27 protein-coding genes and 1 pseudogene are annotated in these 25,715 nt (G+C 75.3%); 16 read left to right on the forward strand and 12 right to left on the reverse strand.

Annotated features, from left to right (window positions below; translation table 11 throughout):
- Positions 1 to 21 precede the first annotated feature (21 nt).
- Positions 22 to 423 (forward strand): hypothetical protein, encoded by a 402-nt coding sequence (locus ACI780_RS16925; RefSeq protein ID WP_457004378.1) that lies wholly within the window; start codon positions 22 to 24, stop codon positions 421 to 423.
- Entirely contained in the window at positions 410 to 1,711 is a 1,302-nt protein-coding gene (locus tag ACI780_RS16930) for an ANTAR domain-containing protein (RefSeq protein ID WP_457004380.1), read from the forward strand. The genes ACI780_RS16925 and ACI780_RS16930 overlap by 14 nt, the downstream gene beginning before the upstream one ends.
- A gap of 9 nt (positions 1,712 to 1,720) precedes the next feature.
- Here the strand turns inward: ACI780_RS16930 and ACI780_RS16935 are convergent, their stop codons facing one another.
- From ACI780_RS16935 to ACI780_RS16945, 3 genes are all read right to left on the reverse strand, one after another.
- Positions 1,721 to 3,649, reverse strand: coding sequence for a CheR family methyltransferase (locus ACI780_RS16935; protein ID WP_457004382.1), 1,929 nt, complete (start codon positions 3,647 to 3,649; stop codon positions 1,721 to 1,723).
- A gap of 4 nt (positions 3,650 to 3,653) precedes the next feature.
- A complete protein-coding gene (locus ACI780_RS16940; protein WP_457004384.1) occupies positions 3,654 to 4,676 on the reverse strand; it encodes a chemotaxis protein CheB in 1,023 nt (340 codons plus the stop codon).
- Positions 4,677 to 4,752: 76 nt separating this feature from the next.
- Positions 4,753 to 5,199, reverse strand: coding sequence for a hypothetical protein (locus ACI780_RS16945; protein WP_457004386.1), 447 nt, complete (start codon positions 5,197 to 5,199; stop codon positions 4,753 to 4,755).
- A gap of 128 nt (positions 5,200 to 5,327) precedes the next feature.
- On the opposite strand from ACI780_RS16945, the gene ACI780_RS16950 reads away from it, so the two are divergent.
- The 3 genes from ACI780_RS16950 to ACI780_RS16960 all read left to right on the forward strand — a co-directional run bounded on the left by ACI780_RS16950 (position 5,328) and on the right by ACI780_RS16960 (position 7,125).
- The gene (locus ACI780_RS16950) at positions 5,328 to 5,975 is read left to right on the forward strand and encodes a chemotaxis protein CheB (protein WP_457004388.1); all 648 of its coding nucleotides are present in this window, start codon (positions 5,328 to 5,330) and stop codon (positions 5,973 to 5,975) included.
- A 71-nt stretch (positions 5,976 to 6,046) separates the two neighbouring features.
- Positions 6,047 to 6,772, forward strand: coding sequence for a Crp/Fnr family transcriptional regulator (locus ACI780_RS16955; RefSeq protein WP_457004390.1), 726 nt, complete (start codon positions 6,047 to 6,049; stop codon positions 6,770 to 6,772).
- An 80-nt stretch (positions 6,773 to 6,852) separates the two neighbouring features.
- Positions 6,853 to 7,125, forward strand: a complete 273-nt coding sequence (locus tag ACI780_RS16960; RefSeq protein WP_456872005.1) for a hypothetical protein — start codon at positions 6,853 to 6,855, stop codon at positions 7,123 to 7,125.
- Here ACI780_RS16960 and ACI780_RS16965 read toward each other — a convergent pair.
- Positions 7,094 to 7,492, reverse strand: coding sequence for an ANTAR domain-containing protein (locus ACI780_RS16965; RefSeq protein ID WP_457004392.1), 399 nt, complete (start codon positions 7,490 to 7,492; stop codon positions 7,094 to 7,096). The genes ACI780_RS16960 and ACI780_RS16965 overlap by 32 nt on opposite strands.
- 201 nt (positions 7,493 to 7,693) lie before the next feature.
- Between ACI780_RS16965 and ACI780_RS16970 the strand changes: the two genes are divergently transcribed.
- Genes ACI780_RS16970 through ACI780_RS16980 form a run of 3 tightly spaced genes read left to right on the forward strand, consistent with a single transcriptional unit; the run spans position 7,694 to position 9,390 of the window.
- Positions 7,694 to 8,188: an STAS domain-containing protein gene (locus tag ACI780_RS16970; RefSeq protein ID WP_457004394.1), complete on the forward strand. Its 495-nt coding sequence runs from the start codon at positions 7,694 to 7,696 to the stop codon at positions 8,186 to 8,188.
- Entirely contained in the window at positions 8,169 to 8,942 is a 774-nt protein-coding gene (locus ACI780_RS16975; protein ID WP_457004396.1) for a GAF and ANTAR domain-containing protein, read from the forward strand. The genes ACI780_RS16970 and ACI780_RS16975 overlap by 20 nt, the downstream gene beginning before the upstream one ends.
- Positions 8,943 to 8,958: 16 nt before the next feature.
- Complete coding sequence (locus ACI780_RS16980; protein WP_456872009.1) at positions 8,959 to 9,390, forward strand: hypothetical protein; 432 nt, start codon at positions 8,959 to 8,961, stop codon at positions 9,388 to 9,390.
- On the opposite strand, the gene ACI780_RS16985 is transcribed toward ACI780_RS16980, so the two are convergent.
- Positions 9,274 to 10,098 (reverse strand): ATP-binding protein, encoded by an 825-nt coding sequence (locus tag ACI780_RS16985; protein WP_457004398.1) that lies wholly within the window; start codon positions 10,096 to 10,098, stop codon positions 9,274 to 9,276. The two genes, ACI780_RS16980 and ACI780_RS16985, sit on opposite strands and share 117 nt — an antisense overlap.
- A gap of 377 nt (positions 10,099 to 10,475) precedes the next feature.
- On the opposite strand from ACI780_RS16985, the gene ACI780_RS16990 reads away from it, so the two are divergent.
- Positions 10,476 to 13,223, forward strand: a complete 2,748-nt coding sequence (locus ACI780_RS16990; RefSeq protein WP_457004400.1) for an ATP-binding protein — start codon at positions 10,476 to 10,478, stop codon at positions 13,221 to 13,223.
- Between the two features lie 462 nt (positions 13,224 to 13,685).
- Here the strand turns inward: ACI780_RS16990 and ACI780_RS16995 are convergent, their stop codons facing one another.
- The 3 genes from ACI780_RS16995 to ACI780_RS17005 form a co-directional block, all read right to left on the reverse strand.
- Complete coding sequence (locus ACI780_RS16995) at positions 13,686 to 14,336, reverse strand: hypothetical protein (RefSeq protein ID WP_457004402.1); 651 nt, start codon at positions 14,334 to 14,336, stop codon at positions 13,686 to 13,688.
- A 205-nt stretch (positions 14,337 to 14,541) separates the two neighbouring features.
- A complete protein-coding gene (locus ACI780_RS17000) occupies positions 14,542 to 15,261 on the reverse strand; it encodes an ABC transporter permease (protein WP_457004404.1) in 720 nt (239 codons plus the stop codon).
- 21 nt (positions 15,262 to 15,282) lie between these two features.
- Complete coding sequence (locus ACI780_RS17005; RefSeq protein ID WP_457004406.1) at positions 15,283 to 16,179, reverse strand: ABC transporter ATP-binding protein; 897 nt, start codon at positions 16,177 to 16,179, stop codon at positions 15,283 to 15,285.
- Between the two features lie 164 nt (positions 16,180 to 16,343).
- Between ACI780_RS17005 and ACI780_RS17010 the strand changes: the two genes are divergently transcribed.
- From ACI780_RS17010 to ACI780_RS17020, 3 genes are read left to right on the forward strand one after another with little or no spacing between them, the layout of a single operon-like run.
- Positions 16,344 to 17,519, forward strand: a complete 1,176-nt coding sequence (locus tag ACI780_RS17010; protein ID WP_457004408.1) for a sensor histidine kinase — start codon at positions 16,344 to 16,346, stop codon at positions 17,517 to 17,519.
- Positions 17,516 to 18,118, forward strand: a complete 603-nt coding sequence (locus ACI780_RS17015) for a response regulator transcription factor (protein ID WP_457004410.1) — start codon at positions 17,516 to 17,518, stop codon at positions 18,116 to 18,118. Before ACI780_RS17010 ends, ACI780_RS17015 begins: the two co-directional genes overlap by 4 nt.
- A 19-nt stretch (positions 18,119 to 18,137) precedes the next feature.
- Positions 18,138 to 18,683, forward strand: coding sequence for an SDR family oxidoreductase (locus ACI780_RS17020; RefSeq protein ID WP_457004412.1), 546 nt, complete (start codon positions 18,138 to 18,140; stop codon positions 18,681 to 18,683).
- A 65-nt stretch (positions 18,684 to 18,748) separates the two neighbouring features.
- Here the strand turns inward: ACI780_RS17020 and ACI780_RS17025 are convergent.
- From ACI780_RS17025 to ACI780_RS17035, 3 genes and pseudogenes are all read right to left on the reverse strand, one after another.
- A pseudogene (locus tag ACI780_RS17025) lies at positions 18,749 to 19,084 on the reverse strand (cupin domain-containing protein); the annotation flags it as partial.
- 21 nt (positions 19,085 to 19,105) lie between these two features.
- Complete coding sequence (locus tag ACI780_RS17030) at positions 19,106 to 19,876, reverse strand: alpha/beta fold hydrolase (protein WP_457004415.1); 771 nt, start codon at positions 19,874 to 19,876, stop codon at positions 19,106 to 19,108.
- A gap of 34 nt (positions 19,877 to 19,910) precedes the next feature.
- Positions 19,911 to 20,732 (reverse strand): alpha/beta fold hydrolase, encoded by an 822-nt coding sequence (locus ACI780_RS17035; protein WP_457004417.1) that lies wholly within the window; start codon positions 20,730 to 20,732, stop codon positions 19,911 to 19,913.
- Between the two features lie 639 nt (positions 20,733 to 21,371).
- Between ACI780_RS17035 and ACI780_RS17040 the strand changes: the two genes are divergently transcribed.
- From ACI780_RS17040 to ACI780_RS17050, 3 genes are all read left to right on the forward strand, one after another.
- Positions 21,372 to 22,142, forward strand: coding sequence for a helix-turn-helix transcriptional regulator (locus ACI780_RS17040; RefSeq protein WP_457004419.1), 771 nt, complete (start codon positions 21,372 to 21,374; stop codon positions 22,140 to 22,142).
- 274 nt (positions 22,143 to 22,416) lie between these two features.
- Positions 22,417 to 22,821: a VOC family protein gene (locus tag ACI780_RS17045; protein WP_457004421.1), complete on the forward strand. Its 405-nt coding sequence runs from the start codon at positions 22,417 to 22,419 to the stop codon at positions 22,819 to 22,821.
- Positions 22,818 to 23,099, forward strand: a complete 282-nt coding sequence (locus ACI780_RS17050) for a winged helix-turn-helix transcriptional regulator (RefSeq protein WP_457004423.1) — start codon at positions 22,818 to 22,820, stop codon at positions 23,097 to 23,099. Before ACI780_RS17045 ends, ACI780_RS17050 begins: the two co-directional genes overlap by 4 nt.
- Positions 23,100 to 23,215: 116 nt before the next feature.
- On the opposite strand, the gene ACI780_RS17055 is transcribed toward ACI780_RS17050, so the two are convergent.
- The gene (locus ACI780_RS17055) at positions 23,216 to 23,605 is read right to left on the reverse strand and encodes a VOC family protein (RefSeq protein WP_457004425.1); all 390 of its coding nucleotides are present in this window, start codon (positions 23,603 to 23,605) and stop codon (positions 23,216 to 23,218) included.
- Between the two features lie 740 nt (positions 23,606 to 24,345).
- On the opposite strand from ACI780_RS17055, the gene ACI780_RS17060 reads away from it, so the two are divergent.
- Positions 24,346 to 25,593: a PP2C family protein-serine/threonine phosphatase gene (locus ACI780_RS17060; RefSeq protein ID WP_456872015.1), complete on the forward strand. Its 1,248-nt coding sequence runs from the start codon at positions 24,346 to 24,348 to the stop codon at positions 25,591 to 25,593.
- Positions 25,594 to 25,715 lie beyond the last annotated feature (122 nt).

Here is a 25,715-nt window from a genome sequence, read left to right on the forward strand (position 1 = left end):
ACCGCAGGGAGGGAGCCCGGGATGGAGTCCGAGGACGCCGGATCGCGGGCGGCGGAGCGCGCGGAGGCGGCCGGCCGCCGCACGCAGGAGCTGTCCGACCGGCTCGCCCGGGCGGCGGCGGGGGAGGCGCCCGACGACGAGACCGTCCGCGAGGCCCGGGCGCGGGCGGAGACGGCAGCCGAGCGGGCGCGCGAGTCGCTGGAGCGGGCCCGCGACGGGCACCGGCGGGCGGCCCGGGCGCACGAGCGCAGCGCCGAGCTCCACGAGGCCGTGGCCCGCGCGGGCGTCGGCGACGTCGAGGCGCACCGCGCCCGCGCCGCCGAGCACCGCGTCGCGGCTGCCGAGGACGACCGGGGAGCCGCCGCCGACGACCGCACCGCCGCAGCGGTTCGGCGGGAGGGGCACCCCGATGACGATCGGTGAGAGCAGCTCCCCCGGCCGGCCGCCGTCGGTGGACGAGGTGATGGCCCAGCTGGCGTCCCTCGACGTCCGCTCCGAGGAGCTGGAGGTGGTCTCCGAGGAGCTGCGCGTGCAGCAGGAGCAGGTGACCGCCCTGCTCGGCCGGCACGAGGCCGAGGTCCGCTGGCGCAGCCAGCTCGCCGCCGTGGTCCCCCTCGGCCTGGCGCTCACCGACGGCAACGGCAAGCTGCTGGAGGCCAACCCGGCGCTCGTCGGCGCGGTCGGGGTCGGCCCCGGTCGGCTGCTGGGCAAGCCGCTGTCGGTCTTCCTCTCCCCGGAGGACGTCCTGGCGTTCCGCAACGCGCTGCGCGCGCTGTCGCGCCCTGCCGGGGCCGAGCAGCGCCTGGACGTGACCCTCCGGCCGCGGAGCGGACCGCAGCGCCGGTCGGAGCTGTTCGGCTTCACCGAGACCCCGGGTCCGCCGGCGTCCGCCCGGGTGCAGTGGGTGCTGGCTCCCCGGGACGGCGGAGCGCAGGAGCAGCGGACGGCCGCGGTGCCCGACGACCTCCCACCGGACACCGGCGCGGGCGAGGTCACCGACGTCCTGGGGCTGGCGGCGGCGTTCGCCCAGCTGTCGGCCCTGCCGGTCGACGAGCCCGACCGGCAGCGGATGCTCGGCCGGATGGCCACCCTCGTCCGGAGCGCCGTGGCCGGCGCCGACTGGGTGAGCATCACGCTCGGCTCCCCGCTCGAGCCCCAGCGGCTGGGCAGCGAGTCCCCCGAGGCCCAGGACCTCGACGGCCGGCAGCTGCGCGTCCAGGAGGGTCCGTGCTGGGACGCCTACCGCACCGGCCGGGCGGTCAGCTCCCCCGACGTGCGCGCCGACGACCGCTGGTCCCGGCTGCGTGCGCTCGCGGCGGACGCGGCGGTGCGCGCCGTGCTGGCCGTCCCGGTGCGCGAGGACGGCGAGACCACCGGCGTCATCAACCTCTACTCCGCCCGGCCGGAGACGTTCGGCACGGCGAACCGCCGGATCGGCGAGCTCGCCGCGGCCGCGGTCGCGGGCGTGCTGCAGAACGTGGCCGAGCGCGAGGCACTCACCTCGCTGGCGGGCAACCTGGAGCGGGCGCTGACCTCCCGGGCCGTCATCGACCAGGCCAAGGGCGTGCTCGTGGCCCGGCTCGGGGTGGGCCCCGACGAGGCGTTCGCCCGGCTGGTGGCGCTCAGCAACCGCCTCAACGTCAAGGTGCGCGACCTCGCCCGGCTGGTCGTCGAGGGCGACACCGACCTGGTGATGGCCGCCGGCGACTGACCGCCCGGCTCAGAGCCCGCTCGGGTCCATCAGGATGACCGCGCCGCCACGCTGCTCGGGGCCGTGGGCGAAGGAGCTGACGGTCACCCGCACCTGCACCGGCCGGCCGCGCCGGTTGACCGCGGCGAGGTCGACGGTCTCGTGCGGCGGGCCGTCGCCGGCGACCTGCCGGCGCAGCAGCGGGTGCAGGTCCGACAGCGGCAGCCCGACGTCGAGGTTGAGCAGGTGCTGGCCGGAGACCTCGTCCTGCCGGAGGCCCCACAGGTCCTCGGCGGCGGCGTTCCACACGAGCACCCGCAGGTCTGGGTCGACCACGGCCACCCCGGCCTTGAAGCTGCCGAGCACGCCGGTCATGAACCGGTTGAGGGCACCGACCTCGTCGGTGCTGCGGCGCAGCTCCTCGTTGGTGGAGTGCAGCTCGTCGTTCATCGACTGCAGCTCCTCGTTCATGGTCTCGAGCTCCTCGTTGGTCGACTGGAGCTCCTCGTTGGTGGTCTCCAGCTCCTCGACCGTGCTCTGCAGCTCCTCGTTGGTGGTCTCCAGCTCCTCGTTGGTCGACTGCAGCTCCTCGTAGGCGGTCTCCAGCTGCCGGTTGGCGTACTCGAGCTCGGTCTGCAGCCGCCGGTACTGCGTCACGTCGTCGAAGACGATGGTGGTGCCGAGCAGGGTGCTGTCCTCGCGGTAGAGCGGCCGCACCTGCACGTCGAACACGGTCGGCTCCTGGCCCGGCCGGCGGCGCTCGACGCCGCGCAGCCAGATCGGCCGGCGCTCGGCCGCGGCCTCGGCGATGGCCCCCCGCAGCTCGACCGGGCGGTAGGAGATCTCCAGGTCGTGGAACGGCCGGCCGACGTCCCGGTCGTCGACACCGAGCAGCTGCTCGGCCTGCCGGTTGACCATCGCCACCCGGCCGTCGGCGTCGACGGCGAGCTGGGCAGCCGGCGCGGACAGCATCGCCTCGCGCCGCAGCCGGGAGAGCTCCAGTTCGCTGACCGGCGGCGAGACGGGGAGCGGCGCGGCCAGGACCGGGCGCTCGACCACCGGGCGCCCGCCGCGCTTGCGGAAGAAGCGGCGGGTCAGGTCGACCGGGGTGAACAGCTGGCTGTGGGACAGCAGCATCTCGGCCTTGCCGAGGAACAGCACACCCGAGGGGTTGAGCGCGAAGTGCAGGCGGCCGAGGATGCGGCTCTGGGTCTCGGCGGTGAAGTACATGAGGGTGTTGCGGCACAGCAGCAGGTCGACGTGCGAGATCGGCGCGTCCTGCACCAGGTCGTTGCGGCCGAAGATCACCGACCGGCGCAGGTCCTTGCGGAAGACGTACCGGGCGCCCTCGGGCGAGAAGTACTCCTCGACCTGGTCCGGGGTGAGGCCGGCCAGCTCCCGCTCGGTGTAGGAGGCCTGCCGCGCCTGGGCGAGCGCCTCCTCGTCGACGTCGGTGGCGTAGATCTTCACCCGCTGCCGGAACTGCTCGGCGCCCAGCGCGTCGGCCAGCAGGATCGCCAGGCTGTAGGCCTCCTGGCCGGACGCGCACCCGGCGCTCCACACCCGGATCGTCGGGCCGGCCCCGGCCAGCATGTCGGGCAGCAGCTCGTCGCGGAGGTGGTCCCACGCCTTCCGGTCGCGGAAGAAGCTGGTGACGTTGATGAGCACCGTGTTGAACAGCGGCGTGAACTCGTCGGGGTGCACCTCCAGGTGGTCCTGGTACTCCGCCACCGAGTCGATGCCGACCTCGGCCATCCGCCGGCGGACGCGGCGGGCCAGGCTGGGGCGCTTGTACCCGGTGAAGTCGAAGCCGCGCTGCTCGCGCAGGTAGACCAGCAGCGCCTCGAGGTCGGGGTCGGGCTCGAGTGCACCTCCGACCGCGCCGTCGTCCTGCGCGTCGGTCTCGTCGGCGGGCAGGTCGTCCTCGTCCCCGCCCGGCTCCGGTCGTCGCTCGGTCACCGGCTCACGGCCCCCCCACCTCGTCGGGCAGCGCCCCGCCGTCGAGCTGCTCGCGCTGCAGCAGCCGCCGGATCAGCAGCGCCGCCGCCTGCGCCTCGTCGTGGCGGGTGCGGAAGGTCCGGGCGGTGTGCGTGTGGCCCCGCTGCTGTGCCCTCTCCCCCATCCGCAGGCTGAGCGCCGCCCGCTCCTCCAGGCCGCGCAGCGCCATCCACAACGCGCCCTCCAGCGCCTCGGACTGCTCGGCGGCCAGCGCCTCCGGCGACCAGGCGTGACCCACCCGGCAGCGGTAGCGCTCCATGCCGCCCTCGGTGATCGTGAACAGCGCGCCGTGGCAGGACGGGCAACCGAACCCCGAGGGCGTGCCGGGCCGCACGTCGTCGTTCAGCGCGGCGACGTCGAACTCCGCCACGGCCGTCTCCTTGTCCATCAGGTCGCTGGCCGCCGGAGCGCCGTCGGCGACCTCCTCGGCCACGAGATCGGTGAGCAGGGCCCCCATCTTCGCCACCGGGACGGCGTGGTCGGCGGAGGCCACCTCGACCGCGTGCGCCGGCATGCTGGGGTACAGCGCGTCCTCCGGGTCCTGCGCCACGCCCACGCCGCCCCGCTCGCGGACGGCGATCATCCCCGCCGTCCCGTCGTCGAGCGCCCCGGACAGGACGACGGCCACCACGCGCGGCCCGGCGCTGCGGGCGGCGGTCCGGAAGAGGACGTCGACCGCCGGGCGGTGCCCGTTCTCGCGGGGACCGCGGGAGAGCAGCAGGTGGTCCCCCACCACGAGCAGGTGGTGGTCGGGGACGGCGACGGTCACCGTGCCGGGCCGGAGAGGGGCGCCGCTCTCCGCCCGCCGCACGGGCAGGGGGCAGGCGCGGTCGAGGATCTCCGTCAGGGCGCTGCGGCCGGTCGACGGCACGTGCATGACCACGAGCAGGGCGGCCGGGAAGTCCGGCGGCAGGCTGCCGAGGAGGACGCGCAGCGCCTCGACGCCGCCCGCCGAGGCACCGACCACTACCAGGTCACGTCGCGCCACGGCGGTTCTCCGTTCTCCCGTGCGCAGCCGCGCAGGGTCCTCCCTGCACCGTAGCGCCGAGGCGGGGTCGGGTCGCTCAGCGCCCACCGCGCGCGGGCAGGACCTCCGCGTCGCGGGCCAGCCGGAACGCCTGGGCGCGCTCGCGGGCCCCGCGCGCGTCCTCGCGTGCACGGGCACACCGCTCGAACAGCGCGGTCAGCCTGCTGCCGTGGGCCCGGGTCTCGAGCACCGCCCTCGTGGTCCGGCACAGCGCGACCCCGCCGTCGTTGCCCGTGGGCCGGCCGAGCAGCGGATCCTGGGCACCGGCGGGCGGGGCCAGGCTCGGCAGGCCCCGTTCCCGCAGGGCCTCGTCGGCGACGACGGCCAGGTAGCGGTCCTCCCGCTCCGGCCAGGCCACGCCGCCGAGGCGGGCCTCCAGCTCCGGCCGCGACCGGCTGCCGCCCATCTCGAGGTAGGCCAGCCACAGGTCCCCGAGGGGCAGCCCGCTCAGCCGGCAGGCCAGCGCCAGTTCGTCAGGTTCCACGGCCGCGCCCTCCCCGGTCGTCCGGCCGGTCGCTCGGGTGCGCCCAGCCTACGTCGCTCCGCAACCGGCGACCCGCCGGAACACGTGGTGCTGTGTCAGGTGCCTGACACAGGGGTAGCCTCGCGGAGGTGGCGGCGCTCCCCTACCCCGACGCCCGCGGCGGCTTCCGGGTGGTGGTGCTGGCCGCCAGCACCGGCGGGGTGCGGGCCCTGTCGGCCGTGCTGGGCGGCCTCCCGGCGGACTTCCCGGTGCCCGTGCTCGTGGTCCAGCACCGTGGTCCCGGCACGCCGGAGATGCTGGGCGACATCCTCCGTGCCCGCAGCCTGCTCCCGGTGCGCACGGCAGCCTCCGGGCCGCTGCTCCCGGGCGTGACCGTGCTGCCGGGCCGGACCACCGCGGACGTCGACGACGACGGGCTCGTGCTGCGCTGCGCGCCGACGCTCGGCGGCGCCGACCACCTCCTCACCAGTGCCGCCGCCGCGTACGGGACCGGGGTGCTGGCCGTGGTCCTGACCGGGCGGCTGGCCGACGGCGCCGAGGGCGTGCGCGCGGTCCGGCGGGCCGGTGGCCGGGTGCTGGTCCAGCAGCCGGACGACGCCGAGGCCCCCGGCATGCCGAGCGCGGCCCTGGCCACCGGCTGCGTGGAGCACGCCCTGCCGCTGGCGCTCGTCGCCCCGGCCCTGGTGGCGTACACGATGGCGCCGGGGGGCGCGGACCTGCTCGCCGTCCCCGTACCGCCGTGGGCGCGGCTGGGCCCACGGCCCGTGCCGGCCTGACCCCCGTCCTCCGGGAGTACCGTGGCCGCTCCCGGAGACGACGGGAGCACCGTCCGACCGGGAGGCGGCCCGTGCCGAACGACAGCACCGCACCGGACCTGCACCGCAACCTCCTGCTCGGCCTCCTCCCCGCCGAGGAGTTCCGTCGCCTGGAGCCGCTGCTCGAGGTCGTCCCGCTGGAGGTCCGCGACGAGCTGTACGAGGCCGGGAAGACCATCGAGCACGTCTGGTTCCCCGTCGACGCCGTCCTGTCGGTGGTCGCCACCGTCGAGGGCGAGGCGGCGGTCGAGGTCGCCACCGTCGGGCGCGAGGGGATGTCGGGACTGCCCGCGTTCCTGGGGACCGCCGAGAGCCCCCACGACTGCTTCTGCCAGGTCGCCGGGACCGCCGCGCGCCTGGTGACGGGCGACCTGCGCCGGTTCCTCGCCGCCGACGGCGCGCTGCACGACCTGCTGCACCGCTTCACGCAGGCGACGATGGTGCAGCTGTCGCAGAACGTCGCCTGCAACCGCCTGCACACCACCGAGGAGCGCTGCGCCCGGTGGCTGCTGCAGACCCGCGACCGGGTGGGCGCCGACGAGTTCACCCTCACCCAGGAGTTCCTCGCGCAGATGCTGGGCGTGCGCCGCGGCACCGTGTCGCTCACCGCCGGGGTGCTGCAGCAGGCGGGGATCATCCGCTACACGCGCGGGCGGATCACCGTCGTCGACGCCGCCGCGCTGCACGAGGCGGCGTGCGAGTGCTACGACGTCGTGCAGGCCGAGTACCGGCGCCTCACGGCCGCTCCCGAGGCGTGACCGATCCGGCGCCGCCCGGCGCGGCGGGACGCCCGTCCGCACGGGCTCCGCGGGACGTCCGCCGGAGCACACTGGACGGCGTGACCGATCCCACCGGGCGGGGCCAGGAGGCGTTCCACCGCGCGGTGCGGCGGGAGCGGGCCGCGATCGCGCTGCACGAGCGTGCCGCCGCCCTGCACGACGCGACGGCCGGCCGGCTGGACGAGGCCGTGCTGGTGGAGGTCGACCTCCCCCGGGCCGAGGCGCTCAGGGCGCGCGCCGCGACCGAGCGCCACCTCGCCGGGGTCGCCCGGGCCCGTGCCGCGACCGTCCGGGCACGGCTCACCGCCGAGGGCGTCGAGGACGTGGGCTGACGCCGGGCGGCCGGGAGCCGCCGCCGCCGCCCTGCCGCGAAGACCTACGGAGGGGGAACTCGCCGGTGTGCACCAGGTGGTCGGCGACGTCGCGCAGCTTCCGGTCGGCGTCGTTCGACGCCCGCGCCAGCAGCTGGGAGGCCTGGTCCGGAGTGAGCCGGTATCGCTCGACCAGCACGCCCTCGGCCTGGTCGATCACCCCGCGGGACTCCAGCGCGACCTGCAGGTCGTCGGCCAGGTCCCGCGCGCTGCGGTAGGCGTACAGGTTGCCGGCGGCGACCGCGGCGTAGGCGCCGCAGCGGCCGGCGACTGCTCGGCCGTCCTCGTCGAACGCGCCGGCGGACCCGGCGGCAGGCACCAGCGACACCGGGGCACCGGCCGCAGCACGGCCTCGTGCCCGCGCGGGACCCGTGTGGCCGGCCCTCGCCGCCGGTGGTCGCCGACGCCGACGAGGGCTACCGTGAGGGAAGGGGTCGAAACGCCCGGCCCGATCCGTGCGCGCTCGCCCGGGGGGAGCCCGGGACCGGGATGGATCCGTCGTCGCGCGCACCCGAGCCCGGGACGTGCCATGTCACAGGCGACGACTTCTCTCCACTCGGCGGACCCGGCCGTGGCCGAGCTGCTGGTGACCCTCGACCTCCCGGCCGGGCGGATCCTGCTCAGCGGTGAGCTGGACAGGGCGACCTGCGGGCACCTGGACGCCGCCTGCGCGGTGCTGGGCCGTGCCGCTGTCCCGGCGTGGGTGCTGGACCTGGCCGGACTGAGCTTCTGCGACGTGCCGGGGCTGCGGGCGCTGGCGGCGGTCCGACGGGCGGCGCAGGCAGCCGGCGCGGCCGTGATCGTGGTCGGGGCGCGGCCCTACCTGCGACGACTGCTGCCGCTGGTCGGCGTCGACGATGCGCTGCCACCGGTGGCACGGTCGATCGCCGGGCCGGTCGCGGGCCACTCCGGCGGCGCTCCCGCGGTCCGGCACGCGACGGCGGGACCGACGCCGGCCGGGCCACCGTGGCGGGGCGCCGGTACACCGGTGAGGGAGACGCGGGATGCCGCCGGTCGATCCTGACGCGGCCGCGGGGCCGGACGGGCCGGCCGGCGCCCAGGGGCCCGATCGGCTGGCGGCCACGCTGGTGCAGATGGCCGGGCTGGTGCTGTCGCAGGAGACGGTCCGCTCGGCGGTGGAGCTGGTCACCGCGCTGGCGTCGGCGACGGCGCCGGACACCGACGGAGCCGCGGTGACCGTCGTCGACGAGCGCGGCACCCGCACGATGGCCGCGACCAGCGAGCTGGCCGCACGGGCCGACGCGCTGCAGTACGACCTGGACGAGGGACCGTGCCTCAGCGCGTGGCGCACCGGGCTGCTGGTGCGCATCGACGACACCACCGGCGACCGGCGCTGGCCGACGTGGAGCGAGCAGGCCGCCCGGCTGGGCATCCGGTCGGTGCTGAGCGCACCGCTGGTCACCGACGGGAGGTCGATCGGCGCGATCAAGCTGTACGGGGTGCAGCCCGGCCGGTTCGACCGGCACGACGAGCAGGTGATGACGCTGTTCGCCCGGCAGGCAGCCATCCTGCTGGCCGCCACCCAGAACCTGGCCGGCGCCCGGGAGCTCAGCCGCCGGCTCATCGACGCCCTGGCAGGCCGGGACGTGGTCAGCCAGGCGATCGGTGTGCTGCTGGCCCGCGGCGCTCCCGACCGGGAGACCGCCTTCGCCTCGCTGGCCACCGCCGCCGAGCGCACCCGCCGCCCGGTGCGCGACGTCGCGCAGGACCTGCTCGCCACGCTCGCCGGTGACGTCGCCGACCCGCCGACGTCCTGAGTCGACGGCGGCCGAGGTGACGGACCAGGACCGGCACGAGCGGGTGGAGGCCGCGCGCCGGCGCGCGGAGATGACCGTCCACGAGCTGTGGCTGCGCTACATCGCGCTCGGCGGCAACGGTGACCTGTTCGATCTCGACGCCTACCTCAACGGGCTGCTGCCGCTCCGGAGCTTCGACCAGAACGTCCTCGCCGTCGCCGTGAACGAGGGGCTCGAGGAGCTCTACCGCGCCGCCCGGGTCCCGCTGACCCCGCCACCCACCGGCCCGCCCCGAGGCTCGGCGCCCACCGAGGGCCGCGCCGTCGCCGAGGCGCTGCTGAGCCCCGACGGCTCAGCCGCCGTTCCGCGCCCGCAGGGGGAGGACGCGCCACCGGCTCCGCCTCCGTCGTCGACAGGCCACGCGGAACCGGGCGGCAGCGCGGGAACGGCTCACGGCGCCACGACCTGAGCGGACCACGCGGTCAGCGCCGGCGGGCCCTCCGACGGAGGGCCGGCCGCTCCCTGTCCGGTCGACCGGACCGAGCACCGGGCCGGCGGTCTCCCCCGGTGGGGGCCGGGAGCGCGGGAGGCTGGTCCGGCGCGCCTGCTCGGCGTCCCTGTGCGCGCACTCGGCGACGACGCGGAAGACGTCGGCACGCTCGTGCCTGCCTTCGACGGCGGCGTCCGTCGCCGTGCGTTGCAGCGTCGCCGCGATCCGGACCTCGGTGGCGGCCAGGTACGTGGACAGGTCACGAGCCCGCTCGGTGGCTGCCCGGATCCGCTGTGGTGGTGGCGCCGGCGAGGGCGGCCGGTGGGCGATGTAGGCCCACACGGTCTTCCGGTCCCCGTCGACGGCCCAGCCGTGCGCGTGGCTGAGCCGGGCCACCAGGTGCAGGCCCATGCCCCCCAGTGCGGCGTCGCGGCCGATCGCCGGTGTCGGCAGCCGCGCGGTCGCGGTGTCCCTGACCTCCACGAGCCAGCCGGGACCGGCCGCGGTGACCGTGATCTGCACCGGTGGCCGGCCGTGCCGCAGTCCGTTGGAGGCCAGCTCCTCGACCACCAGCAGCAGCCGCTCGCCGTCGTCGGTCCCGGCGGGCAACCCGCCGCCGGCCAGCGCCGCGCGCAGCCGCCGCCGCAGGCCGGTGAGCTCCGCGGCGGTGCCCGGCTCCCGTGCCACACCGCGGCCGCTCCCGGCGCCGGCGGCGGCCGCTGCGCCCACGACGAGTTGCCCATCGACCTCATCCCGGATGAGCGGCGAGTCCCCGCTCGACCCGGCGAGGGGCAGATCACCCGTCCCGTCGGACCGGCCGGACCCGTGCTGTCAGAGTGCCGCGCGCACCCCGGCCTACCCGCGATGTGGCGATCCCATTCCGCAGCAGTGAGCCGACCGGCCACCGGTGCCCGCCGCACCCACCCGGCCGGGGCGCAGACCGGTGCCGCCGCGCCGTCCGGGTCCTCTCCCCGGCATCGGGGACGGCCGGCGAGCGCGGCTCCCGTCGGCGGGGACCACCTACGCTGACGACGGGCACAGCCGGACTCGGGCGAGGAGCGCTGGTGGACCTCGTGGGCCGGCGCGCCGAGCGCGACCTGGTCGGGCAGGTGCTGGCCGGGGCGCGTGCGGAGGCCAGTGCAGCCCTCGTCGTGCGTGGTGAGGCCGGCATCGGGAAGACGGCGCTGCTGGAGCACGTCCGGAACACCGCGCTCACGTCCGGCTTCCTGGTGGCGAGCGCGGCCGGGGTGGAGTCGGAGTCGCAGTTCGCGTTCTCGGGGCTGCACCAGCTCTGCGCACCGCTGCTGGGTCGCGCCGGCGCGCTACCCGAGCCCCAGCGAGCCGCCCTCGGTGTCGCGTTCGGGCTGCGCAGCGGTCCCCCACCGGACAGGTTCCTGGTCGGCCTGGCCACGCTGAACCTGCTGGCCGAGGTCGCCGAGGAGACGCCGCTGCTCTGCCTCGTGGACGACGCGCAGTGGCTGGACGAGGCATCCGCGCAGATCCTGGCGTTCGTCGCCCGGCGGGTGGCGGCCGAGCGGATCGTGCTCGTCTTCGCGGTGCGCGACCCCGGCGAGAGCGACGTGCGGTCCCTGGCCGGGCTGCCCGACCTGCGGCTGGACGGGCTCGCGGAGGCCGACGCGCGGACGTTGCTGGCCGCCCGGGTCCGCACACCGATGGACGACGAGGTGCGCGACCGGATCATCGCCGAGGCGGGCGGCAACCCCCTGGCGCTGCTGGAACTGCCCCGCGGCGCCCCGCAGGCCCGGCTGGCCGGCGGGTTCGAGCTACCGGACGTGGTGGGCGTCCCGCGCCGCATCGAGGACTTCTACGAGCGCCGCTCAGGCAGCCTGCCGGCGCGGACGCAGCTGCTGCTGCTGGTCGCCGCGGCCGAGCCGACCGGCGAGGTCGCGCTGCTGTGGCGCGCGGCCGCCCACCTCGGGATCGCCCGCGAGGCTGCCGCACCCGCGGAGGCCGCCGGTCTGCTGGAGATCGGGACCCGGGTGCGGTTCCGCCATCCGCTGGTGCGCTCGGCGGTCTACCGGGCCGCCGCAGCACCGGATCGCCGCCGCGCCCACGACGCGCTGGCTGCCGCCACCGACCCGCGCGCCGAGCCCGACCGGCGGGCCTGGCACCGGGCGCAGGCCGTGGCGGGCACCGACGAGGAGGTCGCCGCGGAGCTGGAGCGCTCGGCCGGCCGGGCGCGCGCCCGTGGCGGGTCGGCCGCCGCGGCCGCGTTCCTCCAGCGGGCGGCCGAGCTGACCCCCGAGCCCGCCCGCCGCGCCACGCGGGCGTTGGAGGCTGCACACGTCAAGCACCAGGCCGGCGCGCCGGAGGCCGCCCTCGAGCTGTTGACCGTGGCGGCGGGCGGCCCGCTGGACGCACGGCAGCGCGCTCGCCTGCAGCTGCTGCGCGCCCGGGTCGACTTCCAGCTGACGCGTTCCGGGGACGTGGCCGGGATGCTGGTGGACGCCGCCCGGACCCTCGCGCCGCTCGATGCCGCGTTGGCCCGGGAGACCTACCTGCACGCGCTCGACGCGGCGCTCGTCATCGGTGGTTCCGATGCCTCCCCCAGCGTGCGCGAGGTCGCCCGAGCCGCCCTCGCCGCACCACCGCAGCCCGGACCGGCCGGCCCGGTGGACCTCCTGCTCGACGGGCTGGTCGCGACGTACACGCAGGGCTACGAGTCGGGTGTGCCCGGACTCCGCCGGGCGCTCGAGGAGTTCCGGAGCCGAGGAACCGCAGGCCCCGGCCGGTACGGGGACGACAGCTGGCTGTGGCTGGCCAGCCGCACGGCGGTGGCGCTGTTCGATGACGAGCTGGCCCTCCTCCTGGTCCACCGACAGGTCCGGCTCGCCCGGGAGGCGGGCGCGCTCGCCGCGCTGCCTGCCGCCCTCGTCGACCTGTCCGTCACCCTGGCGCTGACCGGCGAGTTCGCCCACGCCGCCGAGCTGGCCGCCGAGAGCAGCGCGCTCAGCCGTGCGACAGGAGCGCGTCCGCTGCGCAACGCGCAGCTCGTCCTGGCCGCATGGCACGGCCGCGAGGCCGAGACCCTGCAGCTGCACGCGTCCACCGTCGGCGGTGCCGACGGAGCCGGGGACGGCGCCGAGGCGGCGGTCGCCCACTACGCGCTGGCGGTGCTCCGCAACGCCCTCGGCGACTACCCGGCAGCCGAGGAGGCGGCGGCACGGGCGTCGACGTCCGGCGAGTACACCATCAGCAACCTGGCCCTCCCCGAACTCGTCGAGGCAGCCGTCCGGGCCGGCGGACCGGAGCGCGCGGCCGCCGCGCTCGACCAGCTGGGCGCCCGGGCGCGGGCCAGCGGCACCCCCTGGGCGCTCGGCCTGGCGGCCCGCTCCCGCGCGCTGACCAGCACCGGGACGGCCGCCGAGGGGCACTACCGGGAGGCTGTCGAGCGGCTGCGCGGCAGCCGGATGGCGACCCACCTCGCCCGGACCCATCTCGTCCACGGCGAGTGGCTGCGCCGGGAGGGCCGCCGCCAGGACGCCCGCGACCACCTCCGGACCGCCCACCGGATGCTCGCGGACATGGGCGCGGAGGCGTTCGCCGCCCGCGCCGCCCGGGAGCTGCGCGCCACCGGCGAGCACCCGCGCGCACGGAGCGCCCAGGTGACCGATGCGCTCACCGCCCAGGAACTGCACATCGCGCGGCTGGTGGCCACCGGGGCGACCTCGCGGGAGATCGGCGCGCAGCTGTTCCTCAGCCCGCGCACGATCGAGGCCCACCTCCGCAACGTCTTCCGCAAGCTGGGCATCACCTCGCGCCGACAGCTGCGGGAACTGCCGCTCCCCTGACCGGGCCGCTGCCATCAGTCCGCCGACGGCGCCGCTGCTCCCGATGACGAACACCCTCACCGTGTGCTCCCCGTCCGCGCGTCCGGGCCACGGCCTGACGCCGTCGGTCACGGCCCGACCCAGATCTCCGCGGCCATCCCGAGGGCGACGGAGAGGGGGCCCCCGTAGAACGCGAGGGCCCACCGGGGCGAGGACAGGGAGGCGCTGCGGGTCGCGCAGCGGGTGGGAGCCCGCGACGGCCCACTGCGCCGGCGGGGTGCCGCCGCCACCCGCGGTGCCCGGCACGGGTCCGGCCGGCGGTGGAACGCCCGGGGACGGACGCCTCCGGGTGAGACCTCGGGACGGGCTCGGCTCGTCGTGGCCACGCCGTCAGGTTCTGGTCGGCGGCGGCACGTTCGCGTCGGTGGGAATCCCGTAGATCCGTACCCGAGCGATCCCGATGCAGGTGTTCGCGTCGAGGCGTCAGCTCGCCGCGCCGTCGAGCAGCCAGTGGTACCGGAGCCGGAGCCCTCGCTCCACGCTGGCCACCACCGCACCGAGGCCCAGGGTGACCGTCAGCCACAGCGGCAGCTGGACCGGGGACGCGAAGCCCCCGAACCGGTCGACCACGGGCGGGATCCGGCCGACCACGTCCACGAGCTCGAGGACGACGACGCTCAGACCGCCGACGAGCAGCACCACGGACGCGGAGCCGATGGACCGACTCAGGGCCGGGTGGTCGTGCGCCAGACGGAGACGGCGCCCCGCGGCGGATCGCGGGTCCGGGACGAGTTGCTGCTCACCCCCGTCCGGCGTGACGTAGTGACAGCGCTTGAGCCCGAACACGGTCGCGGCCACCTCGATGACGCCGCCCTCGACCGGGAAGGCCGCAGGGACCCTCGACGAGGCGGAGTGCCGGCCGTCGAGGTAGAGGTCGGCCCGGACGACCCCGTTCTCGTCGCCCATCGGCCGGACGTCGACCGCGTACACGGTCCGCCGGCCGTCGGCGCGGGGCAGGGAGAGGGAGAACAGCGAACGGCTGAGCAGCTGCCACCACCGGAAGGGCTGCAGGGGGCGCCCGTCCCCGCGCCTCACCCGCGCGGCGGCCCGACGCCGTCGCCACTCGTCGATCACGGCCCTTCCTCTCCGGGACGGGACCACCCGAGGGGACGGATGGCGGGTCGCCCCGCCGTCGTCCCGCGAGCACGACGCACGACGGATCGGACCTCAGGAGGCACGCGGCGCCGGCGGTCGCGGGAGTCCGCGGCGAGCTGCCGGGACGCCGTGACCGACGCCGGCTCGGGACCGGCAGTCCGATCGGTGAGCCGTTCGTCCGGGGTCACCGGCGCGGCTCCCAGCGGAAGAACCTCGCGGCGAGGGCGACGGCCACGACGACCCAGCCGAGGGTCGGGAGCAGCAGGAGCAGCGAGTCGGCGACGGCGAGGCCGCCGTTCCAGGCGCCGACCACGAGCTCGGTGGCCGAGCCGCCGGGCAGCGCCCGCTTGAGCCAGGTGGCGCTCTCGGTCCCGGCGATGCCGACCCAGCTCGCCACGGCGATGGTGCCGAGGGAGATCGGCAGCGTGGTGACCTGGGCCTGCTCGGGTGAGTTCGTCACGCCGGCCGTGGCCAGGCCCAGGGCGAGCAGCATCGCGAACGTCGCGACGATGGCCACGACGAGCACCGGCACGTCGGCCGGCCCCTCGCTGACGGCCGCGAAGAACCCGAGGACCACCGCGACCTGGGCCAGCGAGATGACGGCGACCGGGAGGACCAGGCCGGAGAGGATGGTCGGGTCGGCGGCCGCCGTGGAGCGCAGGCGCTTGAGGAAGAGGGTCTGCCGGCGGGCGGCCAGCGTGGTCACGATCGTGGCGTAGAGGCTGAACGCGCCGATCGTGAAGACGACGACCGCGGCGATGTAGCCGAGGCCGTAGAGCTCCGCGAACGTGTCGCGGCTGTAGACGAAGAAGGCGCTGGCCCCCAGGGGGAAGAGGAGGCTGGTGATCAGGACGGCCCGGTTGCGCAGGATCTGGGCCAGTTCGCTGCGGGCGATGGTGAGCACGAGGATGTCCCTTCGGGATGGTCAGGAAGTGGCCCGCTCGGAGCCGACGGCCCGGAAGACGTCGTCGAGCCGGGTGGGCGCCGCGGACAGCCCGCGCAGCTCGACGGCGTGGTCGTCGGCCCAGTCGAGCAGCCGCTTGAGGTCGGCCTGCAGGTCGAAGGTCTCGACCACGTAGGCGCTCCCGGCGACCGGGGCGGAGTACATGGGCGGCGTCGTCACACCCGGGGGGAGGGAGAACCGGATGGACGCCGGCAGGGACCGGGTCAGCTCCGCCACCGTGCCCTGCCGGCGCAGGGTGCCGGCGTGCATCAGGCCGATGCGGTCGGCCCGCTGCTGCGCCTCCTCCAGGTAGTGCGTGGTCAGCACGACGGTGGACCCGTCGTCGCGCAGCTGCTGGACGGCGTCCCACAGGGCGTCCCGCGACTGGATGTCCAGCCCGGTGGTGGGCTCGTCGAGGAAGACCAGCTCCGGCCGGCCGTGGACGGCGGTGGCGAAGTCCAGCCGCCGCTTCTCCCCGCCCGACAGCTGGGACACCCTCGTGTCGGCCTTGTGGGTGAGGTCGACGACCTTGAGCAGCCGGTCGGCGTCGTCCGCGCGGCCGGAGAGCCGTCCGATGAGCTGCACGGACTCGGCGACGGTGAGATCGGCGGCGAACCCGCTCTCCTGGAGCATGATCCCCGTCCTGGGCCGCACCGAGCGCCGGTCCGTCGGGCGCCTGCCGAACACGCGGACCGTGCCCGACGACGCCGTCCGGTGCCCTTCGATCACCTCCAGGGCGGAGGTCTTGCCCGCTCCGTTGGTGCCGAGGAGTGCGTAGAGCTCCCCCGGCTCCACCTGGAGGGACAGGTCCCTGACGGCGTGGAAGTCGCCGTAACGGACGTTCAGTGCGTCGACGTCGATGACGGGGTTGGTGGACACGCGTCCATGGGACCCGTCGCCGTCGTGGCCGCCCAGTGCCGCAGCGTCACCTCGTCGCGTGACCGTGCGCGGGCCACCTCCATGACACGGCGTCACTACCGCCCGGACACGCCGGGCCCGAGTATGGGGGGGTACGCCCCCGCCCCTCGTCCAGGAAGCCGCCCATGGCACTTCGCAGCCCTCACCGGGCGCTGCCGCCACCGACGGCTCAGTCGTCGCGACGTCGGTTCCGGACGCTCAACCTCACCGTCTTCCTGCCCCTGCTCTCCGCCGTCGGCGCGCTCCTGGTGGCCCGGCAGGCGCAGACCTGGCAGCAGGCGTGCGTCCTCGGGGTCGGCCTCGTCGCCACGCTGGTCGCCTTCGAGCGGTGGACGGCGGGCGACCTCTCCCGCGTGGCCCTCCCCTGCCTGGTCGTCGTCGCGGCCGTCTGGCCGTACGGGGTCCTCACCCTCGGCGGTGAGCGGGGGGCCGCGTACTACCCGATCGCCGTCGTGGGGTCGCTGGTGGTGCCCCAGCTCCCCCGGCACCGGGCTGCCGCGGCGGTCGGCCTCGTCGGCTACGTGGCCGCGGTCGGCCTGCTCGGGCTGCTGACGGCCCCGGTCCCGGCCGACGCGCTGGTCGACTCCGTGGTCGTCCCGGCCGGCTTCACGGCAGTCGTCACCGGGCTGATGTTCCCCAACGAGCGCTTCTACGACGTCGTGGCCGACATCGAGCGCGAGCGCGACCGCGAGGCCGAGCTCGCGGTGGTGCGCGAGCGGATGCGCTTCGCCGGCGACCTGCACGACATCCAGGGCCACACCCTGCACGTGGTGAAGTTGAAGGTCGCCCTGGCCCGGAAGCTGCTGCTCAGCGACACCGACCGCGTGGAGCAGGAACTGCGCGAGGTCTACGCCCTGGTCGGCGACACGATCGAGCAGACCAGGGAGCTGGCCTACGGACGCCGGAGGCTCAACATCGTCGCGGAGCTGGAGAACGCGAAGAACCTCCTGGAGGCGGCGGGGATGCACGTCCGCGTGGACTGCCGTGCCGAGGTCGCCCGCGCCGACGACCTGCTGGCGCAGGTGCTCCGGGAGACGACGACCAACATCCTGCGCCACTCGCGGGCGACCCTCGTCCGCATCGCGCTGGCCGAGAACAGCCTCGCCGTCGCGAACGACGGCGTCGACGGGCAGGGACCGCCGCGACTGCGCGGGCTCGCCGACCTCGCCCGCCGGGTGTCGGACGACGGCGGTGAGCTCACCGTCGAGCGCGAGAGCGGGTGGTTCCGGACGGCGGCGACCTTCCCCGCACCGCCGGTCCCCGGCGACCGCGTGGCCACGGCCGGCGAGGCGGGCCGGTGACCACCGTCGTGCTGGCCGACGACGAGGTGCTGCTCCGGAGCGCGCTCGCCTCCCTCCTCCCCCTGGAGGGCGACATCACGGTGCTGGCCGAGGCGTCCGACGGCACGGAGGCCACGTCGGCCACGCTCGCCCACCGGCCCGACGTGCTGGTCATCGACCTCGAGATGCCCGGCACCGACGGCCTGGCGGCCGTCGCCGAGATCCGCCGGACGCTCCCCGGCCAGGTGGTCCTCATGCTCACCCGGCACGCCCGGCCCGGTGTGCTGCGCAGCGCCCTGAGGCTCGGCGTCCAGGGGTTCGCGAGCAAGGCGGCCGAACCCGCCCACATCGCCTCGGTCATCGCGGCCCTGCACGGCGGCCGGAGGTGGATCGACCAGGACGTCTCCGCCGCGGCGATCGTCGACGACTGCCCGCTGACCGACCGGGAGCTCGAGGTGCTCCGGGGAACCCGTGACGGCTACTCGGTCGCCGAGATCGCCGCCCGGTTGCACCTGGCGCAGGGGACAGTGCGCAACTACCTGTCCAGCGCCATGCAGAAGACCCAGACCCGCACCCGGCACGAAGCGGCCCGGTACGCGCGGGAGCACGACTGGCTGTAGGCATCCGGGAGGAGCTGTGGTGAGCCGCGTCCTGCTGACCGGGGTCTGCCCGGCCGCCGTCGCCCTGGACGGCGTGCGGCCGACGGCGTTCTCCTGGGACCACCCCGCCGGCTGGCCCGGAGCCACCGACGGCGTCGACGCGCTGTACGTCGTCCTGCCCATCCGCCCCGACGCCCCGGAGCTCGTCGGCGCCCTGCTCGAGGGAACGCCTCCCGGGGCCCACGTCGTCCTGCTCTCCGAACGGGACGCCGACCAGGTCGGCCCCGGCGGGTGGTCCGTGCGGGCCGAGGAGGTGGTCCGCCGCAGCGGCCACACCTGGTCGATCCTGCGGCCGAGCTGGTTCATGCAGGTGTTCACCGATGCCCGCTTCCACCTCGACCAGGTCCGCGGCGTCGGCGAGCTGCCCTTCCCCAGCGGTGGCGCACCGGTGGCCTGGATCGACGCCCGGGACATCGCGGCGGTGGCCGAGCGCGCGCTGTTCGACCAGGAGCACGCCGGCCGGGTGTTCGAACTCTCCGGCCCCCAGTCGCTGTCCCTGCCGCCGGCCCTCAGGGACGCGGTGTGACCTCGGCCGGCTCCACCACGCGACCGGTCGTCATGTGGTGAGGTCGCCAACGGCTGCCCGACGGCGACGACGTAGGTGGACAGCATCCGCCCGGTGCCCGGACCGAGGTCGCGCGCGTTGTGCGGGGTCCTCGGCGGGATGAGGAAGCCGTCGCCGGCGTGGAGGACCAGCGTGTCGGCGTCCCGGATCCTCATCTCGACCGTCCCGGCGAGGATGTACCCCACTTCCTCCCCGGGGTGGGTGTGCCAGCCGGACTCGACGCCGACCGGGATCTCGGTGAGCACCTGCACGATCTCCCGCCCGGGGATGGACGAGGAGGCGCGCTGGACCTCCGTGCGCTTCAGCGTGCCGGCGAGCTCGTCGGTCGCCCGCAGGACAGCCGGGCCAGGGTCGGAGACCATGGTCGTTCCCCTGCCCGGGCGTCAGACGGCCGCGGGTGCCGGCGTCGCGGCGCCTCGGGCGAGCGCGTCGAGCGCCTGGCGGATGACGTCGGCGGCGATCTCGGGCCGGGCGACGAAGAGGACGTGGGAGCCCTCGGCCTCGGTGGTGACGGCTCCCGCCCGCTGCGCCATCCGGCGGACGACGTCGGCCCCGGCCGCTCGGTCCCCGGTGCAGACCAGGGCCCACGACGGCAGCGTCCTCCACGCCGGGGTCCCGTTCGGCTCCGAGAAGCCCAGCGAGGAGACGGGGCGCTGGGTGGCGGCCATGTCGGCGGCCTGCTCCGCGGTGAGGTCCGCGGCGAAGACGTCGTGGAGCTGCGCCGGGTCGATCGAGAACTCGCCGACCGTCTGCCCGTCCGGCCCGGCCGGGTACTGCCGCTCGACCAGCGCCGTGTCCAGGACGCTGTCGGTGGAGCCGCCCTCGACCTCCATGAGCACTTCACCCTCGTCGGGGGCGAACGCGGAGAGGTAGACCAGCCCACGACGTTCCCCGCTCTGGTCGCGGCGTTGGTGATGATCGCCCCGCCGTAGGAGTGACCGACGGCGAGCACCGGGCCGGGGATCTGGGCCAGCGCGCTCGCGACGTAGGCGGCGTCCTCGGCGATACCGCGCAGGGGGTTGGAGACGGCGACGGCGCTGACGCCGGCGGCGCGCAGGTGGTGGATGACCCCCGTCCACCCGGAGCTGTCGGCGAACGCTCCGTGGACCAGCGCGACGGTGGGGTGGAGGGGACACGACGGTCGCCTCGGTCATGACGATCTCCTCGAGAGTGGGCAGAAGGGAACGGTCAGCCGGCCAGGAAGGCGAGCAGGTCGGCGTTGAACTCCTGCTCGTGCGCACCGGTCAGCCCGTGCGGGGCACCCGGGTAGACCTTGTAGGTCGCATCCTTGACGATCTTGCTGGACTTCTCGCCGGCCGCGACGATGGGCACGATCTGGTCGTCGTCCCCGTGCAGGATCAACGTGGGGACGTCGATGGCCTTGAGGTCCTCGGTCGTGTCGGTCTCGGAGAAGGCCTTGATGCAGTCGTAGGCGCCCTTGATGCCCACGGTCATCGACTGCAGCCAGAACTCGTCCCGCTTGCCCCGGGACACGGTGGAACCCTCGCGGTTCGCGCCGTAGAAGGGCGCGGACAGGTCCTCGTAGAACTGCGACCGGTCACCGGCCACCCCGGCCCGGAGCTCGTCGAACACCGACACCGGCAGCCCCTCGGGGTTCGCGTCCGTCTTGAGCATCAGCGGAGGGATGGCCGACAGCAGCACGACCTTGGCCACCCGGGAGGTGCCGTGCCGGCCGATGTACCGGGTCACCTCGCCACCGCCGGTGGAGTGCCCGACCAGGACGGCGTCGTGCAGGTCGAGGTGCTCGATGAGGCCGGCCAGGTCATCGGCGTAGGTGGTGAGGTCGTTGCCGTCCCAGGGCTGGGAGGAGCGCCCGCCTCCACGGCGGTCGTGGGCGATGGCCCGGTAGCCGGCACCGGCCACCAGGTGCAGCTGCGGGTCCCAGGCGTCCGAGGTCAGCGGCCAGCCGTGGCTGAACACGACCGGCTGCCCGCTCCCCCAGTCCTTGAAGAAGATGTCGACGCCGTCCTTGGTGGTGTAGGTGCCCATCGGGTTCTCCCGCTGTCCGTCGCGAAGGTTCGCGTGAGTCGGTGGTGTGCGAGACGAACGCTGCTCGGGGAGGTCGGTGCGGAGCATCGGTCGGCCGACTGAACCGGGCGGATGTCGTCGTGGTCGGCACCCGCCGCCCGCCGGTCGTGCAGTCGACGTGACCGGCACCGGGCGCCCGTACCGCTCGCGGCCCCGATCCGGACCCAGGGCCGGAGGGGGTTCCGTCGATCGACTGATGCTCACGACTCACCGGAGGGCGAAGGTCGAGCCGGCGGTTCCGGGGACGTGCCCCACGACCCCGCCCACATCGAGGAGAGACCCTGATGGGACATCTCGACGGCCGAACTGCACTGATCACCGGCGCCACCAGCGGCCTAGGACCCCGACCGAGGGTCCTCCGCGTTCCCGGACGGGTCGATCCGGACGAGTGAGCGCACGTGTCCGTCCTGCACACGGAGGATGGCCTGGTCACCGCAGAAGAGCACGGTCCAGCCGTCTTCCCGTTCGACGGTCACGTCGTCGTAGATCATCCTGCACGCGGCACGAGGGCGCGTGGAGGAAGCGCGTGCCTCGGCACGGGACCCCACCGGGTGGGCCGAGCCCCGGGGACTCGGTCTCGTCGAGCACTGTGCGTGCCGGGTGCGCGGGCTGTCGGCGCTCGGCGCGGAGGACTTCGACGAGGCCCACCGCCAGCTCTCGGCGATCTGTCCGGCGGGCAGCATCCCCCTGCACGACCCGATCGCGCTCGCCGTCGGCTTCGACCTCGTCGACGCCGCTGTGCGCACCGGGCACCGCGATGCGGCGACCAGGCACGCCGCCGCGCTGCGCGCGCTGCCCCTGACGGCGGGGTCACCCCGGCTCGCGCTGACCGCGCTCGGTGCGGCCCCTCTCGCGGGCGACGACTCCGGACTGTTCGAGGCGGCGCTGGCGCAGCCCGGCGCCGAGGAGTTCCCCTTCGAGTACGCGCGCGTACAACTCGCGTACGGGGAGCGGCTCCGCCGCCTCCGTGAGGTGACGCCGGCGCGCAAGCACCTCACCCTCGCGCACCAGTCCTTCGACTACCTCGGTGCGCGTCCCTGGGCGGTCCGGGCCGAACGGGAGCTGCGGGCCACCGGCATCACGCGGGGCCGCCGTCACGTGGGCTCCGCGCCCGAGTTGACCTCCATGGAGCGGGAGATCGCCGAACTGGCCGCTGGTGGGGCATCCAACAAGGAGATCGGCGAACGGTTGTACATGTCCCCCCGCACGGTGGGGTCCCACCTCTACCGGATCTTCCCCAAGCTCGGCGTCGCCAGTCGTGGCGGGCTCCGGGACGCGCTCAACGCCGCGCAGAGGGGCACCGCGGACGACCGACCCGACCGGACACCAGCACCGTCATCGGAGACCGGGGTCCGGGACTCACCCCCGTGACCAGCGCGGGCGCCCACGACGCCCGTCGTCGGGGCTGCAGCCCGGCGCACGGTGCCCCTCCCCCGCTCCGCCACCGAGGCCCTCCAGGACCGGCGGAGCCGGCAGGAGGCGCGATGCTCGGCCGAGGGGAGCCGGCGCGACAGCGAGCCGGTGATCCCGTCCGCGTCGCCGTTCACGGCTCGCCCAGCCGTGACGAGCGCTCCCTGTCAGCACGGCCGACGTGGGCGCGCGGCCGGGACTTGACGTCGCACTTGCATTTTGCAAGTGTTGCCGCATGAGCCTGTTCATCACCTGCCCGGTCGAGGACGTCGAGCGCGCGACCGCCTTCTACACCGCCCTCGGCTGGACCCTCAACGCCGAGATGTCCGATCACAACGTGTCCTGCTTCGCGATCGCGCCCGAGCAGTACGTCATGCTCGGCAGCCGCGAGATGTACGCGAGCGTCGGCGGGGCCGAGGAGCTGGTCGGCGGACCCCGCACGCCCTCGAAGGTCACCGTCTCCTTCGACCTCGGCAGCCGCGACGCGGTCGACGAGCTCACCGAGCGCGCCGGCGCCGCCGGCGGGCGGATCGGTGACACCGACGACTACCCCTTCATGTACCAGCGCCAGTTCGACGACCTCGACGGCTACCACTACTCGCCGTTCTGGATGAAGCCGGACGCCGATCCGACCGCGTGAGCGACCTCGCCGCGGCCCTCGAGGTCGTCGGGGCCCGGTGGGCCCTCCTGGTCGTGGAGCGGCTGCTCGAGGGGCCGCAGCGCTACGGCGATCTGCAGCGCGACCTCGGAGTGCCGACGAACGTGCTCGCGACCCGCCTGCGCGAGCTCGAAGCGGCCGGCGTGCTGACCCGCCTGCCGCTCCGGCACAACACCCGGGCCTACGCGCTGACCGATCGCGGGCTCGCCTTGCGCGAGGCGATCGTCGCGCTCGCACGCTGGGGCGCCGAGCAGGCCTAGGTGTGGCGCGGGATCGCGGTGCGCGACAGGGGTTCAGCCGCGGCGCGGCCTGTCCCGTGGCGGGCCGCTCAGCGACACGGGCGTCCCGGGGCGCGCAGATCCTCCGCAGGACCGACCTAGGCGGGCGGAGCGAAGAACTCGAGCGGAAGGCCATCCGGGTCCCGGAACGAGAGGCCGAGGCCGTAGCCGGCCTCCTTGATGCCGCCGTGCCGGATCCCGAGCTCGTCGAGCCGGGCGGCCCACCGCGCCAGCTCGGCCTGGTCGGCGCATGCGAAGGAGAGGTGGTCGAGGCCCGGTCGCCGCTCGTCGAACGGCACGTCGTCGACGCCGTCCGGGAACTGGTGCAGGCCGACCAGCGTGTCGCCCAGCGCCCACACGACGTGCCGGAACGGACCGGTGTCCTCGTCCAGGACCGGCTCAGCGCCGAACAGCTGCCGATACCAGGGGACGCTGCGCTCGAGATCGGTGACCGTGAGCGCGACGTGGGCGATGCGGGGGAACGACATGGTGGAGCCTCTCCAGGCTGGAACCTCCCGGCGACGGTCGCCCTGCATCGTGTGGAGTCCGGGTCGACGCGTCAAGGGCCGCGCTCCCCCGGCCCCGGACCCCTCCGCCACGCCATGGGCGGTCGGAGAAGCGGTCCGACGGCGATCTGCCGGACGGCTGACGTCGCGGCGTGGTGGATCCCGAGGCCCGGCCCTGCGCTCGCCTCCCGCAGCCGCCGAGGAGCTGCACCCCGGTCGTGCTGCCGCACGGCTGCACCTGACCAGGCCGTACCCAGACCGAGGTAGGCCAGCGGCCGGTCGTCGCCGGGTGCCGGCGTCCAGCCGGTCAGCCGCGACGGGTCGGGGCACGGTCCGGCGAGGACGTAGCGGTCGGGGTCGACCCGGTCGGCGTGCGGCTGCACGACCCGCGGTACCAGGACGACGCACGCCGGAGGCCGCCCCACGAAGGCCTCGCCGTCGTCGCTCACCCCGTGCGCGTCGAGCCAGTCCCGCAGTGCCGCGGCGAACCGCCGGGCGCTGGGCCGGCCGCCACCGCCGTCAACTGCTCGGCCACGTCCTCCGCGTAGCCGTCCCAGGCGACGTAGGCCGGGCTCAGCTGCACGGCGGGGACCGGTTTCGTCTGCTGCGTTCCGCGGCGCGGACCGTAGCCGGCCGCGACCTGCGCCGACCGGCGCGACCGGCCGGATCGGCGTGCCGGAGCAGTGCCGCCGCGGGCGTCGTCGCCCGGCTAGGGTCGGCGCGTGGGTGGACCGGGCGGGGGCCGGCTGGATGTCGGTGGACTGCTGCACGAGGTCGAGGCGGCCGCCCCGGTCGAGGCGGTGCCGGCGGTCGCGGCCGCGCTCGCGGAGATGGTCGACGCCCGCCAGGTGCACCTGCTCCTCGTCGACTTCAGCGGCCGCGCGGTCGTGCGGCTGACGTCGGCCGACCGGGTCGACGGCGCCCGCAGCCGGGGCCCGGAGCAGGCCGAGACGCTTCCGCTGCCGGGCAGCGTGTACGACCACGTCCTGCGGACGCAGCAGGCCGATGTGCAGCGGGTCGCCGGCGGCGCCCGGCTCGTCGTTCCGGTCACCGACCGCGGCGACGCCATCGGGCTCCTGGAGCTGACGCTGCCCCGGTTTCCCTCGGCTCGGGAGGTCGCCGACATCGGTGACGCCGCGCACGCGCTGGCCTACGTCCTGGTCGCCGCCCGCCGGCACACCGACGTGTTCGAGTGGGGCATGCGCACGACTCCGTTCTCCCTGGCGGCGGAGATCCAGCGCCGGCTGCTGCCGGGCGCCTACACCTGCGAGGCCGGGCAGTTCACCCTCGCCGGCTGGCTGGAGCCGGCCGCCGCGGTGGGTGGGGACACCTTCGACTACAACCTCGACCGCGACGTCCTGCAGCTGTCGATCACCGACGCGGTCGGTCACCAGGTCGCGGCAGCCCTGCTGGCCACCCTGCTGGTCGGCGGCCTGCGCAACGGCCGCCGGAAGGGGCTCGACCTCGCCGCGCAGGCCGGCTACGCCAACGACTGCCTGGCCGAGAACGCGCCTCCGGGGCAGTTCGTCACCGGTCAGCTCGTGCGCGTGGACCTGCGCGCGGGCACCGCCGAGATCGTCAACGCCGGGCACACCCTGCCGCTGCGCCTGCGCGGCGGCGTCGTGGAGGAGATCGCCCTGCGCGTCGAGGCACCGTTCGGGGTGCTGCCCGGCAAGGCCTTCGACGTGCAGCGTCTCCCTCTCGAGCCCGGCGATCGGATCGTCTTCCTCACCGACGGCATGCTGGAGCGCAACGCGGCATCCCTCGACGTGGCCGCGGCGCTGGCCGACACCGCGGACCTGCACCCGCGGGAGGTCGTGCACGCCCTCGGGGCCGCCGTGCTGACCGCGACCGGCGGGAAGCTCCGCGACGACGCCACGATGCTCTGCTTCGACTGGTACGGCGGGCCGCCGCGCGCCCGCACCGCCGAGCAGGGGGCCGACCCCGACCGCACCTCGCCGAGAGTCTGATCCGCACCTCGGAAGCCCGCAGCTCCGGGAGGGCTCCCGGAGACGGGTCCTGTCGGCGAGGCGAGACCGCACGATGTCCGCGGTCTCGGTGCGGTCACCGAGGGTGCGACACGAGTGCGCAC

Source organism: Geodermatophilus sp. SYSU D00814 (assembly GCF_054050055.1).